Source organism: Nocardioides sp. T5 (assembly GCF_048161455.1).
In the GTDB taxonomy this organism is placed as follows: Bacteria; Actinomycetota; Actinomycetes; order Propionibacteriales; family Nocardioidaceae; genus Nocardioides.
Genome location: NZ_CP182415.1, coordinates 2,047,981 through 2,061,277 on the forward strand (window position 1 = coordinate 2,047,981; position 13,297 = coordinate 2,061,277).

12 protein-coding genes and 7 pseudogenes are annotated in these 13,297 nt (G+C 73.1%); 8 read left to right on the forward strand and 11 right to left on the reverse strand.

Translation table 11 applies throughout. The annotated features are described in order from the left end of the window. Positions 1-40: 40 nt before the first annotated feature. The 6 genes and pseudogenes from ACNKF0_RS09980 to lpdA all read right to left on the reverse strand — a co-directional run bounded on the left by ACNKF0_RS09980 (position 41) and on the right by lpdA (position 7,134). Positions 41-3,550, reverse strand: coding sequence for an ATP-binding cassette domain-containing protein (locus ACNKF0_RS09980; RefSeq protein ID WP_416957985.1), 3,510 nt, complete (start codon positions 3,548-3,550; stop codon positions 41-43). Positions 3,551-3,729: 179 nt separating this feature from the next. Continuing rightward, the gene (gene sucB, locus ACNKF0_RS09985) at positions 3,730-4,995 is read right to left on the reverse strand and encodes a 2-oxoglutarate dehydrogenase, E2 component, dihydrolipoamide succinyltransferase (RefSeq protein WP_416958472.1); all 1,266 of its coding nucleotides are present in this window, start codon (positions 4,993-4,995) and stop codon (positions 3,730-3,732) included. A gap of 68 nt (positions 4,996-5,063) precedes the next feature. Then, positions 5,064-5,204 (reverse strand): annotated as a pseudogene (locus ACNKF0_RS09990) (biotin/lipoyl-containing protein); the annotation flags it as partial. Between the two features lie 124 nt (positions 5,205-5,328). Beyond that, on the reverse strand, positions 5,329-5,493 hold the full coding sequence (locus tag ACNKF0_RS09995) for a hypothetical protein (protein WP_416958663.1): 165 nt from the start codon (positions 5,491-5,493) through the stop codon (positions 5,329-5,331). 107 nt (positions 5,494-5,600) lie between these two features. Further along, a pseudogene (locus tag ACNKF0_RS10000) lies at positions 5,601-5,696 on the reverse strand (biotin/lipoyl-containing protein); the annotation flags it as partial. Positions 5,697-5,753: 57 nt separating this feature from the next. Beyond that, positions 5,754-7,134: pseudogene (gene lpdA / locus ACNKF0_RS10005) on the reverse strand (dihydrolipoyl dehydrogenase). Positions 7,135-7,359: 225 nt separating this feature from the next. Here lpdA and ACNKF0_RS10010 point away from each other — a divergent pair. Beyond that, a complete protein-coding gene (locus tag ACNKF0_RS10010; RefSeq protein ID WP_416957987.1) occupies positions 7,360-7,638 on the forward strand; it encodes a hypothetical protein in 279 nt (92 codons plus the stop codon). A 9-nt stretch (positions 7,639-7,647) separates the two neighbouring features. Here the strand turns inward: ACNKF0_RS10010 and ACNKF0_RS10015 are convergent, their stop codons facing one another. The 4 genes and pseudogenes from ACNKF0_RS10015 to ACNKF0_RS10030 form a co-directional block, all read right to left on the reverse strand. Further along, positions 7,648-8,016 carry a hypothetical protein gene (locus tag ACNKF0_RS10015; RefSeq protein WP_416957989.1) on the reverse strand — a complete coding sequence of 123 codons (369 nt, stop codon included), beginning with the start codon at positions 8,014-8,016 and terminating at the stop codon, positions 7,648-7,650. A 46-nt stretch (positions 8,017-8,062) separates the two neighbouring features. Beyond that, positions 8,063-8,482: pseudogene (locus tag ACNKF0_RS10020) on the reverse strand (M17 family metallopeptidase); the annotation flags it as partial. Positions 8,483-8,519: 37 nt separating this feature from the next. After that, on the reverse strand, positions 8,520-8,801 hold the full coding sequence (locus ACNKF0_RS10025; protein ID WP_416958665.1) for a hypothetical protein: 282 nt from the start codon (positions 8,799-8,801) through the stop codon (positions 8,520-8,522). Between the two features lie 88 nt (positions 8,802-8,889). Further along, positions 8,890-9,180 (reverse strand): annotated as a pseudogene (locus tag ACNKF0_RS10030) (M17 family peptidase N-terminal domain-containing protein); the annotation flags it as partial. A gap of 131 nt (positions 9,181-9,311) precedes the next feature. Here ACNKF0_RS10030 and ACNKF0_RS10035 point away from each other — a divergent pair. The 7 genes and pseudogenes from ACNKF0_RS10035 to ACNKF0_RS10065 all read left to right on the forward strand — a co-directional run. Then, positions 9,312-9,779 (forward strand): annotated as a pseudogene (locus ACNKF0_RS10035) (glycine cleavage system protein T); the annotation flags it as partial. Positions 9,780-9,889: 110 nt separating this feature from the next. Then, a pseudogene (locus tag ACNKF0_RS10040) lies at positions 9,890-10,240 on the forward strand (glycine cleavage T C-terminal barrel domain-containing protein); the annotation flags it as partial. Positions 10,241-10,359: 119 nt separating this feature from the next. Continuing rightward, the gene (locus ACNKF0_RS10045; protein ID WP_416957991.1) at positions 10,360-10,611 is read left to right on the forward strand and encodes a hypothetical protein; all 252 of its coding nucleotides are present in this window, start codon (positions 10,360-10,362) and stop codon (positions 10,609-10,611) included. A 3-nt stretch (positions 10,612-10,614) separates the two neighbouring features. Further along, the gene (locus tag ACNKF0_RS10050; RefSeq protein WP_416957993.1) at positions 10,615-11,034 is read left to right on the forward strand and encodes a hypothetical protein; all 420 of its coding nucleotides are present in this window, start codon (positions 10,615-10,617) and stop codon (positions 11,032-11,034) included. Further along, positions 11,027-11,479 carry a hypothetical protein gene (locus tag ACNKF0_RS10055; RefSeq protein WP_416957995.1) on the forward strand — a complete coding sequence of 151 codons (453 nt, stop codon included), beginning with the start codon at positions 11,027-11,029 and terminating at the stop codon, positions 11,477-11,479. Before ACNKF0_RS10050 ends, ACNKF0_RS10055 begins: the two co-directional genes overlap by 8 nt. Before the next feature lie 33 nt (positions 11,480-11,512). After that, positions 11,513-12,304 (forward strand): class I SAM-dependent methyltransferase, encoded by a 792-nt coding sequence (locus tag ACNKF0_RS10060; protein ID WP_416957996.1) that lies wholly within the window; start codon positions 11,513-11,515, stop codon positions 12,302-12,304. 30 nt (positions 12,305-12,334) lie between these two features. Beyond that, positions 12,335-13,144, forward strand: coding sequence for a thymidylate synthase (locus ACNKF0_RS10065; RefSeq protein ID WP_416957998.1), 810 nt, complete (start codon positions 12,335-12,337; stop codon positions 13,142-13,144). Here ACNKF0_RS10065 and ACNKF0_RS10070 read toward each other — a convergent pair. Beyond that, positions 13,141-13,272, reverse strand: coding sequence for a hypothetical protein (locus ACNKF0_RS10070; RefSeq protein ID WP_299930177.1), 132 nt, complete (start codon positions 13,270-13,272; stop codon positions 13,141-13,143). The two genes, ACNKF0_RS10065 and ACNKF0_RS10070, sit on opposite strands and share 4 nt — an antisense overlap. Positions 13,273-13,297 lie beyond the last annotated feature (25 nt).

The window sequence follows — 13,297 nt, forward strand, 5'->3', positions numbered from 1 at the left end:
GCCACCACCCAACCATGCGGCCCAAGCGTGCGAGGCGGGTTCAGCCGGCCAGGTGGGCCCACCGGGGGGACAGCTCGTGCCACGGCCCGTCGTCGACCACGCGACCGGAGTCGAGCACCACGACACGGTCGGCCTGCGCCAGCGCCGCTGCCTTGCTCGTGGCGCCGATGACGGCGGTGCCGCGGGCCCGCAGCGCCTGCCACAGCTCGATCTCGGTCGCGGCGTCGAGCGCCGAGGACACGTCGTCGGCCAGCAGCACGTCGGCGTCGGTCGCCAGCGCGCGCGCCAGGGCGAGGCGCTGCACCTGCCCGCCGGAGAGGCGTACGCCGCGGTGGCCGACGAGGGCGTCGGGGCCACCGGCCTCGTGGACGTCGCGCCCCATGCGCGCCGACTCGAGCGCCGGCATCACCGTCCGGTCGAGGTGGTCGAGCGCGACGTTGCCCGTGAACGTGCCGGACAGCACCCGCGGCACCTGCGCGACGTGGGCGACGCGTCCGGGCCGGAGGGTGGTCTGCGGGTCGTCGACGAGCCGGTCGTTCCAGCGGATCTCGCCCGTGCTGCCGACCAGCCCGGCGAGCGCGCTGAGCAGGCTGGACTTGCCCGACCCCACCTGGCCGAGCAGGAGCACGAGCTCGCCGGCCTGCACCTCGAGGTCGACGCCGTGGACGCCGACCGTGCCGTCGTCGTGGACCGCGGCGAGGTCGCGGACCGCGAGGGTGCGCAACGGGTCGCGGTGGGGGGTGGTGGGCTCGGGGCCGAGGCCGTGGACGAGGTCGACGCCGGGCGGCAGGTCCATCAGGTCGCCGCCACCGGCCAGCTCGCTCGTGGCGTTCAACCAGGCACGGGTGCCGGGTGCCTCGGTCACGACGGTGCCGGCGACCCGGCCGAACCAGTCGAAGCCGCTCACGGCGTTGGCGACCAGCAGCGCGGTCGCGAGCTCCCACTGACCGGTGAGCAGCCCGCCCCACGCCGCCACGACGCCGCACTGGACCATCACGACCGGGACGCCCTCGAGCAGTGCCTGCACGCGGTGCTCGCGGACCGCCGCGTCCACGCGACCCCCGTCGACGTCGCGCAGGTGCTGGTGGACCTGTGGCGTGGCCGCGGCGAGCTTGACCGTGCGGACCGACTCGAGCGCCGACACGAGCGACTGGCCGAACCGCGCCCGGGCGGTCGACGCGGCCGCGGCCGAGCGTCCGGCGACGCGGCGGCCCAGGGTGGAGGCGAGGGCGGAGGCGACCATCACGGCGAGCAGGACCGCGCCTGCGACCCAGGTGCGGGCGATGAGGGCGGTCACCGCCGCGATGACCAGGCCGTTGACGAAGTCGACCCAGCGGTCGGTGTAGCGCGCGAGCCGGTCGGCGTCCATCGTGCGGGCGACGACCTCGCCGGGCGGGGTGCGCAGCAGGCGGCGCTGGGACGTCTGTCCGTGGAGGACCGCGGCGCGCACGCGCAGGCGTACCTCCACCCACCAGTGGGGGTAGGTGCGGAACGCCTGGGCGAGGAGGAGGGGGCCGATGAGCAGGGAGGCGACCAGGGCGAGGACCAGCAACCCGGGACGCTGACCCGCCTGGAGGTCGGTGACGATGTGTCCCCAGACCCAGCCCGTCACCGCGCCGAACGCGCCGGTCAGCGAGGAGACGAGGAACAGGACCGCGCCCAGCAGGCCCCACTGCGGCTGCATGCTGATGGTGTGGAGGACCTGGCGGGCCAGGCTCGGCGTGGGAGCGAGCTCCGGCGGCGCCGGGGGAGTGGTGCTGCGGCGCACGGAGCCGATGGCGGAGTCGTCGTGGTGGTGCTCCTCGACGACCGCCTCGTGGGCCGCGGCGGCGAGGAGGTCACGGAAGGGACCGTCCTCGGCAGCGAGTCGTGCGCGCGGTCCCTGCTGGACGACCCGACCCGACTCGAGGACGGCGACCTGCTCGGCGCGCTCGGTGGTGGAGAGCCGGTGCGCGACCAGGATGCCCGTGCGGCCGGAGATCAGGCGGTCGGCCGCGCGCACCACGCGCGCCTCGGTGACGGGGTCCATGCGGGCCGTGGCCTCGTCGAGGACCACGACGCTGACGTCGCGGACCAGCAGGCGGGCGAAGGCGACGAGCTGCTCCTCACCGGCGGACAGGCTCGTGCCGCCCGGGCCGAGGACGGTGTCGAGCCCGTCGGGCAGCCCGGCGACCCACTCGGTCAGGCCGAGCTCGGCCACCGCCGCCTCGACGACCGCGCGGGGCACGTCGTCGAAGAGGGCGATGTTGTCGGCCAGCGAACCGGCGAGGACCTCGGTGCGCTGGGTCACCACGCCGACCGCGGAGCGCAGCTGCTGGAGATCGAGGTCGAGGACGTCGGCGCCTCCGAGGAAGACCATGCCGCGCGGCGGCTCGACCGCGCGCGAGAGCAGGGACGCGAGGGTGGACTTGCCCGACCCGGTGCGACCGACGAGGGCGCAGGTGTGCCCGGCGCTCAGCAGCAGGTCGACGTCGCGGAGCGCGAACGTGCCGGTGCCGTAGCTGAACTCGAGGTGGCGGAACTCGACGTCGAGCGGCCCGTCGGGCACGGGGAGCCCGCCCGTCGGCTCGGCGGGCGAGGCGAGCATGCCGCGCAGCCGGATCACGGCGCCGAAGCCCTCCTGGAGGTCGGGCAGGTGCCGGGCGAGCATGTCGACGCCGCCGACGAACATCGTCGTGACCAGGAAGAGCGTGACCAGGCGCGCGGTCGTGAGGTCACCGGAGAGGACCAGTGCGACGCCGACGACACCGACGGCGGCGAGGGCTCCGTGGAGCAGCCCGCCGCTGCGCCGGGTGACCCGCACCTCGATCGCCAGGACCGCGTCGAGGGTGCGATGGACGACCGCGGCGAGCTGGGCGTTGCGGCGCAGCACGTGGGCCTGGCCCAGCGAGGTGCGCACATCGTCGCGCGCAGCGACGCCCTCCTCGGTCGAGGCGGCGTGGTCGGTCCAGGCCGCCTCCTCGACGACCTTGCGCTCCGCGATCTGCGGGAGCAGCCGGCGGATCGCGAGGTAGGTGACGACCGCGGTCAGCGGGAACAGGAAGGCGGCCGGCCACCAGGTGATGGACGCCACCACCCACAGCGGGCCGGAGGCGAGGAAGGTGCGCGCGGCCTGCCACACGCCCCAGCGCATCAGCTGGCCGACCTCCCACGTGTCGTCGTCGATCCGGTCGAGGACCTCGCCCACGGCCTGCTCGGAGAGCTCGGACAGCGGCTGTGCCATTGCCGCGTCGAGCAGGTCGGCGCGCAGCTGGCCCTCGGCGCGGTCGCAGATGGTGGCCCAGATGGTCTTGGCGACCGTGTCGATGACGGCGCCGCCCACGACGCACAGCGCGAGCAGGACCAGGAGCGACTGGGTGGGGTCGTCGGCGAGGCGTCCGGCGACCATCGAGCCGAGGGACGCCGCGATGGCACCCATCAGCGACATCGAGAAGCAGAGGTAGGTCAGCGGACGGCGGACGCGACGCCAGTCGACCGGCACCCGCCCCGGCGCCAGTCCCTCGGTCGCGGACGTGGTCGCCGGTGCTGTCTGAGTCTGCGTCCCGGTCACCGTCACAAACACAGGACGTTACGTGGCGGCACCGACATCGCGCGCCCGATTTTCGTGTGACCCGCGCGACCGTCCGGACGTACGACGACGCCCCGCCCGCGGAGTGCGGGCGGGGCGTCGTCGTGAAGGCTGGCAGTTGTCCTCAGGGGGTTTCGAGACGACCGGCCGGGCGACTGGCCTCAGACCTCGAACTGTCCGGCCTCGAGGCGCTTCTTGACCTCCTGCAGGAACCGGCCGGCGTCGGCGCCGTCGACCAGGCGGTGGTCGTAGGTCAGCGACAGGTGGACCATGTGGCGCACCGCGATCGTCTCGCCCAGGTTGGGGTCGTCGATCACGACGGGACGCTTGACCACGGCACCGGGGCCGAGGATCGCGACCTGCGGCTTGTTGATGATCGGGGTGTCGAAGAGCGCCCCGAAGCTGCCGAGGTTCGTGATCGTGAACGTGCCGCCGGACAGCTCGTCCGGGGTGATCTTGTTGGTGCGGGTGCGCTCGGCGACGTCGGCGATCTTCTTCGCCAGCCCGGCGATCGAGAGGTCGCCCGCCTCCTTGACGACCGGCGTCAGCAGGCCCTTCTCGGTGTCCACCGCGAACGCGATGTTCTCGCGGTCGTAGTAGGTCACCTCGCCCTTGTCGCTGTCGATCGCCGCGTTGAGCTTGGGGTGCAGCTTGAGCGCGTCGATCGCCGCCTTCGCGAAGAAGGGCAGGTAGGTCAGCTTCACGCCCTCACGGGCCAGGAAGTCGGCCTTGGACGCCTCGCGGAGACGGGCGATCGCGGTGACGTCGACCTCCATGACCTGCGTCAGCTGGGCAGACTCGTGCAGCGACTCGACCATGCGCGAGGCGATCACCTTGCGCAGGCGCGAGAGCGGCTCGGTGGTGCCCCGCAGCGGCGACGGCGAGGCCGTCGACGGAGCGGCAGCGGCCGGCGGGGCGCCGGCAGCCGCGGGGGCCGCGGCAGGAGCGGCAGCGGCCGGAGCAGCGGCAGCCTGCTGGGCAGCGGCAGCGGCGTCGAGGACGTCCTGCTTGCGGATGCGGCCGCCGACACCGGTGCCCTGCACCGACCCGAGGTCCACCCCGTGCTGGTCGGCCATCTTGCGCACCAGCGGAGTGACGTACGCCGACTGGTCGCGGCCACCCTCCGAGGAGCCGGTCGATCCACCCGACGAGGCCGGGGCCGGCGCGTAGGGCGCGTCACCCTTGGCCTCGGGCTCGGCCTCCTTCGGCTGCTCGGTCTCCTTCGGCTTCTCCGACTCCTGCGACGCGGCGGGGGAGTCCTGCTTGTCGGACTCGGGGTCTCGTCGCCGGCGGGAAGGCTCGCCCTTGTCCTCGGCGATCTGCTCCTCCTGCTCGGCCTTCTTCTCGGCGTTGGCGTCGTCCTTGGGCTGAGCCTCGGCGGACTGGGGCTCCGACGAACCGCCGGAGGCGTCACCCGAGCCGATGATCGCGGCTCGGCGCCGACCTCGACCGTCTCGTCCTCCTCGGCCTTGATCTCCAGCAGCGTGCCGGCGACGGGCGAGGGGATCTCGGTGTCGACCTTGTCGGTGGACACCTCGAGCAGCGGCTCGTCGACGGCTACCTCGTCACCGACCTGCTTGAGCCAGCGGGTGACCGTGCCCTCGGTGACCGACTCACCCAGCGCGGGCAGCGTCACCGTACCGCCGCCGCCGCCACCACCACCGCCGGACGAGTCGCCGGACGAGTCGCCGGACGAGGCCTGCTCGGCGGCGGGCTCGGACTGGGCCGGGGCGTCGTCCTTCTCCGACTCGGGGGTCTCGTCACCGTCGGGGAGGCTCGCCGGTCTCCTCGGCGACCTGCTCCTCCTGCTCGGCCTTCTTCTCCGACTCGCCCTCGTCCTGGGGCTGCGCCTCGGGCTCGGCGGTGTCGGAGGCGTCGCCCGCGGACTCGCCCTCCTCGCCGACGACGGCCAGGACCGCGCCCACCTCGACGGTGTCGTCCTCCTCGGCCCTGATCTCGAGCAGCGTGCCCGCGACGGGGACGGGATCTCGGTGTCGACCTTGTCGGTGGAGACCTCCAGCAGCGGCTCGTCGACGGCAACCGTGTCACCGACCTGCTTCAGCCAGCGGGTGACGGTGCCCTCGGTGACGGACTCGCCGAGTGCGGGGAGGGTGACTTCGGAGGCCATGTGGTTCCTTCGCTCGCGTGTGGTTGGGGAATTCTCGGGGTGGTTCGAGGAGGTGCTTCAGGAGTGCGCGTGGAGCGGCTTGCCGGCCAGCGCGAGGTGCGCCTCGCCGAGGGCCTCGTTCTGGGTGGGGTGGGCGTGCACGAGCGGCGCGACGTCGTCGGCGTGTGCCTCCCAGTTGTAGATGGCCTGGGCCTCGCCGATGAGCCTCGCCGACGCGATCGCCCACCATGTGGACGCCGAGGACCGGGCCGTCCACCAGGCCGACCAGCCTTGACGAACCCCTGGGTCTGCAGGATCTGGCTCTTGCCGTTGCCGCCGAGGTCGTAGGTGACGGTGGTGACGGCGTCGCCGTGGATCTCGCGCGCCTTCGCCTCGTCCAGGCCGACCGACGCGATCTCGGGGTGGGAGTAGGTCACGCGCGGGATGCCGGCCTCGTCGACCGGGCGCGGGTCGAGCCCGGCGATCTCCTCGGCCACGAAGATGCCCTGCTGGAACCCGCGGTGGGCGAGCCTGGAGCCCCGGGCACGATGTCGCCGACGGCGTACACGCCCTCGACGTTGGTGCGGCACCGCTCGTCGGCGAGCACGAAGCCGCGGTCCATCTCGATGCCCTGCTCGGCGTAGCCGAGGCCGTCGGTCGACGGTCCGCGGCCGACCGCGACGAGGAGGATCTCGGCCTCGATCACGTCACCCCCTCGACGGTGACGGCGACACCGGTGTCGGTGGACTTCACGCTCTGGAACGGCGTCGCGGTGAGGAGGCGATCTTGCGCTTGCGGAAGGCGCGCTCGAGCGCCTTGGAGGCGGCCTCGTCCTCGGCGGCGACCAGCCGCGGCAGGGCCTCGACGATCGTGACGTCGGAGCCGAAGGACTTCCACACGCTCGCGAACTCGCAGCCGATCACGCCGCCGCCCAGCACGATGGCGGACTTCGGGACCCGGTCGAGGCGCAGCGCGTGCTCGGAGGTGAGCACCTTGACGCCGTCGACCTCGAGCCCGGGGAGCGACTTGCTGTAGGAGCCGGAGGCGAGCACGACGGCCTTGCCGGTGTAGGCGGTGCCGTCGACGGTCACCTCGCGGGGACCGGTCAGCGTGCCGGCGCCCTCGATGACGGTGATGCCGCGCGACCTGATCAGTCCGGTGAGGGCCCTTGAAGAGGCGGTCGACGACCTTGTCCTTGTAGGCGTTGACGCCGGTCATGTCGATGCCGTCGAGGGTGGCGCTCACGCCGAACTGCGCGGCCTCGCGGGCCGAGTCGGCCACCTCGGCGGCGTGCAGGAGGGCCTTGGTCGGGATGCAGCCCACGTGGAGGCAGGTGCCTCCGAGGTTGCCCTTCTCGACCAGCCCGACGCTCAGGCCCAGCCTGGGCCGCTCGCAGGGCACAGGCGTATCCGCCCGAACCAGCCCCGAGGACGAGGACGTCGAACTCACCGTCCGCCACTGATTCCCTCCACACGCTCGACTCGCACCGACCACCTCGGAGCGCGTCCATCTTTGCACTCTTCGCGACGCTGTCCACACCGGGTCGGGTGGGCCGAACGGGTGATCGGCGAGCGCGATGAGGAACGTCCCGGCAGAATGTGCGCCATGGGCTTGTTCGACCGATTCCGCCGCAAGGGCCGCACCAGTGCCCCGGCGCAGGACGCCACCCGCACCGGTTCGACGCGTGCGCGCCTCCGACAGCGAGGACGCACGACACCTCGAGGCGTTCGTCGCCAGCCGTCAGGGGGTCGAGGGGTTCGTCGAGCCGCGCACGGCCGTCAACGACGTGACGCTGCTCCTCGTCGCCCACGACGGTGAGTGGACGCGCCGGCGGGTGCCGAGCGTGAAGTGGGCGCACGACTTCGCCAACCGCAACCGCGTGCCGTCGTACGACGCCGCGGTGGTCGGGGTGCCGCAGCGCATGCGCGACTACAACCGGCGCAAGAAGGCCGAGGGCATCTAGCCCCTCGGGTCAGTCGCGGGACCGGCCCTCGGCGAGCGAGCGGGCGATCTCGACCAGGGTGGTGACGCCGAAGCCGGTGGCGCCCGCGGGCACGTGGCCGTAGGGGCTGCCGAGGTTCATCTCCTTGCCCGCGATGTCGAGGTGGGCCCACGGAAGCCCGCCGGTGAACTCGCGCAGGAACGCCGAGGCGTAGAGCCCGCCGCCCCAGCGCACCCAGTCGTGCTGGAGGAGGTCGGCGACCTTGGAGGAGGTGATGCGCTCCTTCATCTCCTCGGGGATCGGCATCGGCCAGTGCTGCTCGCCGGCCGCTCGGCCCGCGGCCAGGACGACCTGCACCTGCTCGTCGGTGCCCATCACGGCCCCGACCTTGTCGCCCAACGCGAGCCTGCATGTGGCCGGTCAGGGTGGCGATGTCGACGACGAGGTCGGGCTCCTCGAGCACGGCGAGCGACAGCGCGTCGCCCAGCAGCATCCGGCCCTCGGCGTCGGTGTTGGCGATCTCGACGGTGGAGCCGTTGTGCATGGTGATGACGTCGCCGGGACGGGTGGCGGTGCCCGAGACCATGTTCTCGGCCATCGGCGCGAAGGCGGTCACCTTGACCGGCAGGCCCAGCCGCGCGACGGCGAGGGTGGCGGCGACGACGCTGGCCGCCCCGGCCATGTCGCCCTTCATGTTGACCATGCTCGACGACGGCTTGATGGTGAGGCCGCCGGAGTCGAAGGTGACGCCCTTGCCGACCAGGGCGAGGTGGGCGACCGCGTCCTGCGGCGCCCAGGTCGCCTTGACCATCCGCGACGGCGCCTCGGAGGAGTCGCCGACGCTGAGGATGCCGCCGCAGCCCATCTCCGCGAGCCTGCTCGTGGTCGAAGACCTCCAGCCTTCACCTTGGGCGCGCCGCGTCCCTTGGTGACGTCCTTGTGCGCTGCCGTGACGAGAACTCGGCCAGCAGCGGGGGAGTGCAGTCGCGGGGCGGGGTGTTGACCCAGTCGCGGGTCAGCGCGACAGCGTCGGCGAGGACCTCCGCGCGCTCGAGCGCCGCGACGGCGTCGGCGCGGCGGGCGATCCCGGTGAGCACGACGACGTCGTTGGGCTCGGTGGTCTCCGACTTCGCCGACTTGTAGGCGGTGTACGTGTAGCCGCCGAGGCGGTGCCCCTCGACCACGGCGGCGACCAGGCTCGGGGGTCTCGCTCGGCAGGGCGAGGGCGACCGACGCGGCGTTGGGGACGTTGCGGGCCGCGACGCCCGCGGCACGGCGTACGGCGATGGGGTCGGTGGGGTCCTCACCCAGGCCCACGAACACGAGCAGGGGCGCGTTGACCTCGTCGCGCGTCGGCGTCCGGACCGCCTCGCCGGCCTTGCCGGTCACCCCCATCGTGGAGAGGAAGGGACGGAGCCGGCGACCGTACGCCGCACTGACGTCCGCGGCGGCGTCGCACAGCCGAGGCCCCTTGGGGCCGGCGACCACTCCCACGACGACGGCGTCGGCTCGGGTCTTGGCGGGGCTGGCACTGCGGAGCGCGTAGGAGGTCACCCGGGGCATGTTAGGGGAGGCCTGACGCGCTCCGGTGCTGCGGTAGGTTCGGCGCCATGGCCGGATCGCTCAAGCAGTCGCCCCTCCACGACCGTCACGAGGCCCTCGGTGCGAAGTTCGCCGAGTTCGGCGGGTGGTCGATGCCGCTGGAGTACCCGACCGGTGTCGTGAAGGAGCACACGGCCGTCCGTGAGGCGGTCGGGATCTTCGACGTCAGCCACCTCGGCAAGGCGATGGTGTCCGGTCCCGGCGCCGCCGACTTCGTCAACGCCACGCTCTCCAACGACCTCGCCAAGATCGAGCCCGGCAAGGCGCAGTACACCCTCTGCCTCGACGAGTCCGGCGGCATCGTCGACGACCTCATCGCCTACTGGCACGACGACGAGCACGTGCTGCTGATCCCCAACGCGGCCAACACCGCCGAGGTGGTGGCCCGCCTCACCGCCGCGGCGCCCGACGGCGTGAAGGTCAGGAGCCACCACGACGACTACGCCGTGCTGGCCGTCCAGGGCACCCGCTCCGACGAGGTGCTCGAGAAGGTCGGGCTCCCGACCGGCCACGACTACATGTCCTTCGTCGAGGCCCCCTACGAATCAGCGCAGTCCGACGACACCGGTGTCGGCGTCGTCGTGTGCCGCACCGGCTACACCGGCGAGCGCGGCTACGAGCCTGGTCGTGGCCAACTCCGTGGCCGGGAGGCTGTGGGACGAGTTCTCTCATGGCCGCCGGCGAGGAGTGGGGCATCACGGCGTGCGGCCTCGGCGCCCGCGACACGCTCCGCACGGAGATGGGCTACCCGCTGCACGGGCAGGACATCAGCCTCGACACCGACCCCGTCGAGGCGGGGCTGTCGTGGGCCGTGGGCTGGAAGAAGGAGGCCTTCTGGGGCCGTGACGCGGTGCTCGCGGTCAAGGAGGCAGGCCCGAAGCGGCGCCTGCGCGGGCTCATCGCCGTCGGCCGCGGCATCCCGCGCCCCGGCATGGGTGTCACCCTCACCCACGACGTGCCGCTCGCCGACATCACCTCCGGCACGTTCTCCCCGACGCTCAAGAAGGGCATCGGCCTCGCGCTGGTCCCGACCATGGTCGCCGCGGACGCACAGGTCGGCGTCGACATCCGCGGCCGACGCGAGTTCTTCCAGGCTCGTCAAGCCGCCCTTCGTCGACCCCTCGGTGAAGGAGTCCTGACGTGCTGCCCGGCCAGCCCCCGACGTTCCGCCAGCCCTCGGCCTCCGAGCGGCCGTGGTGGTGGCGCCTGGAGGACGCGTCCGGCGAGGCCATCGAGGTGGCGGGCCACTCCGACCAGCGCTTCGCCAACCAGGGCGACGCGGAGTCGTGGGTGGGCGAGATCTGGGCCGACCTGGCCGAGCACGGCGTGGCTGCGGTGACGTTGTTCGAGCACGACCGGCAGGTCTACGGCCCGATGTCGCTGAGCGCCTGAGGCGTGTCGGACCGGTCGGACTTCGCGACGTACGTCGACGCGCGGTGGCCCGACCTCGTCGGCGCCCTCGAGGACGAGGGCGTCCCGGGCGATCGTGCGCGGCTCGCCGTCGCCGAGGCGCTGCTGGCCGCCCGGCGGTCGTGGGAGCGCCGGGTGCGCGAGGAGCAGGTCGACGTCACCCTGTGGGCGGAGGTGCGCGACCGGGCGGACCTGCCGGTCGGCCGGGCGAGCCGGTGCCCCACGCCGTACGACCGCGCGACCCCCGCGACGGGCCGGGGAGTGGCTCGAGCGCGCGGACCGGCTGCGCGCCGCGCGTCGTCGCCGGGGAGCGCGCCGAGGCGTGATCGGCCTCGCGCTCGTGGCCGTGCTCGCTGCGGGGTGGGGGTGGTGGGCCGCGCGCCCGGACCCGCCGGCGGTGCGTGAGGAGGCGAACCCGCTGCCCGTCGCCTGGTACGCCGAGGGGGAGCTGCACCTGCAGGACGTGGTGGTCGAGCTCCCCGAGGTGGAGACGTTCGTCGCCGACTTCACCGACGATGCCGCGGTGGTGGCGCGGCTGCGGTCCGGCGAGGTCGTACGGGTGGACGCCGAAGGTGAGGTCGAGCCGGTCAACGAGGCGCCGGACACCCTCGACGCGGTCCCGATCCCGCCACCTGTCCGCGGGATCGGCCCGTACGACGTGCTGTTGGAGAGCGTTCCCCTGGCCGGCGGAGGCTGGGCCCACCTGGTCGACTCCGCGCGCCGTGCCGGCGCCCAGGACGAGCTGCGGCAGTCGGAGACGGGGCGCCGCGCCGTGGTCGTGTGCCCGACCGAGTGGACGTGCGAGCAACCTGTCACCGTCGTCGCCGGCGGGACAGTCCGGTTGCGCTGACCCGCCGGGTTCCGGCCGCTAGGGTCGCGCCTCGTGGCCGAAGCACTCTGGACAGGCGTGGCGCAGGCCTACGCGCGCAGCTTCGCGGGCCTGTGCGCCGGCGCCGTCCCGGTGCTGCTCGCCGACCTGCCGCGCGGCGGGCGGCTGCTCGATGTCGGGTGCGGCACGGGTGCGCTGGTGCACGCCGCCCGCGAGGCGGGACACGACGCGGTCGGGGTCGAGCCCGACCCGGAGATGGCGGCGCTGGCGTCGGCCGCCCTCGGCGCCGACGTCGCGGTCGCGGGCCTGCCCGTCCTGCCCCTGGCCGACGACGGGTTCGACACCGTGACGGCGTCCTTCGTGCTCAACCACGTGGACGACCCCCGTGCCGGGGCGCGCGAGCTGGCGCGGGTGGCGGCCCCGGGCGGCACCGTGCGCGCGACGATCTGGGGCACGACCCCGCCGCCGCAGGCGGTGATGTGGAGCGAGCTGCTCGACGCCGCCGGCGCCACCCGTACCCCGTCGCCGCGACTGCCTGCGGAGCGCGACTTCGAGCGCTCGCCCCACGGACTGGCCGGTATCCTCGAGGAGGCCGGGCTCGCCGTGACCCACGCCGGCACGCACGCCTGGCGGTGGCGCGTGGCCCCCGACGACCTGTGGGCAGGGTTGACCTCGGTCGGCAACTTCGGCGTGCTGTGGCGCGACCAGGCCGATGACGTGCGCGACCGCGTGCGGACGGCGTACGACGCCCTCGACGCGCGGTGGCGCGACGGCGCGGACCCGGACGGGGACCTCGCCTTCGACGTCGTGTGCGTCGTCGCCGAGGCGCGCGTGCCGCGGACGTAGGAGGGTCGTGGGAGGTCGTAGAGTCGTCCCGTGCGCGCCTACCTCGACCTCCTCCAGCGGATCCTCGACGAGGGGGTCGAGAAGACCGACCGCACCGGCACCGGCACGTTGAGCGTCTTCGGCCACCAGATGCGGTTCGACCTGTCCGAGGGGTTTCCGCTCGTGACCACCAAGAAGGTGCACACGCGCTCGGTCTTCGGTGAGCTGCTGTGGTTCCTCCGCGGCGACACCAACGTGAAGTGGCTGCAGGACCGCGGCATCACCATCTGGGACGAGTGGGCCGACGAGAACGGCGACCTCGGTCCTGTCTACGGCTACCAGTGGCGCTCGTGGCCGACGCCCGACGGCCGCCACGTCGACCAGATCTCCCGGCTGGTCGAGGGGATCCGCACCAACCCCGACTCGCGGCGGCACATCGTCTCGGCCTGGAACGTCGCCGACGTGGACGACATGGCCCTCCCGCCGTGCCACACGCTCTTCCAGTTCTACGTCGCCCCCTCGGAGTCCGGACCGGGCCGGCTCTCGTGCCAGCTCTACCAGCGCTCGGCCGACACCTTCCTCGGCGTGCCGTTCAACATCGCGTCCTACGCGCTGCTGACCCACATGGTCGCGCAGGTGACCGGCCTCGAGGTGGGCGACTTCGTGCACACCATGGGCGACGCCCACCTCTACCTCAACCACGTCGAGCAGGCGAGGCTGCAGCTCTCGCGCGAGCCCCGCCCGCTGCCGCGCCTCGTGCTCGACCCCACGATCACCGAGATCGACGGGTTCGACCTCGAGCACGTCGCGGTTGAGGGCTACGACCCCCACCCGGGCATCAAGGCGCCCATCGCGGTCTAGCGACGTTCGAGTGCTTGGCTGACCGCCTTCGCGACGTCGGCCACCAGGCGCGTGTGCCACCGTTCGTGGGCGGTGAGGTCGGCCACGAGGGCGTGGCAGTCGGGGCAGGTCGGGTGCTCTGTGCTCATCGGAGCCTCCAGGGGTCGGGTTGTG

Coding starts and splice junctions, on each gene's coding strand:
- ACNKF0_RS10070 (WP_299930177.1), bottom strand. CDS start 13,272: ATGAGCACAGAGCACCCGACCTGCCCCGACTGCCACGCCCTCGTGGCC.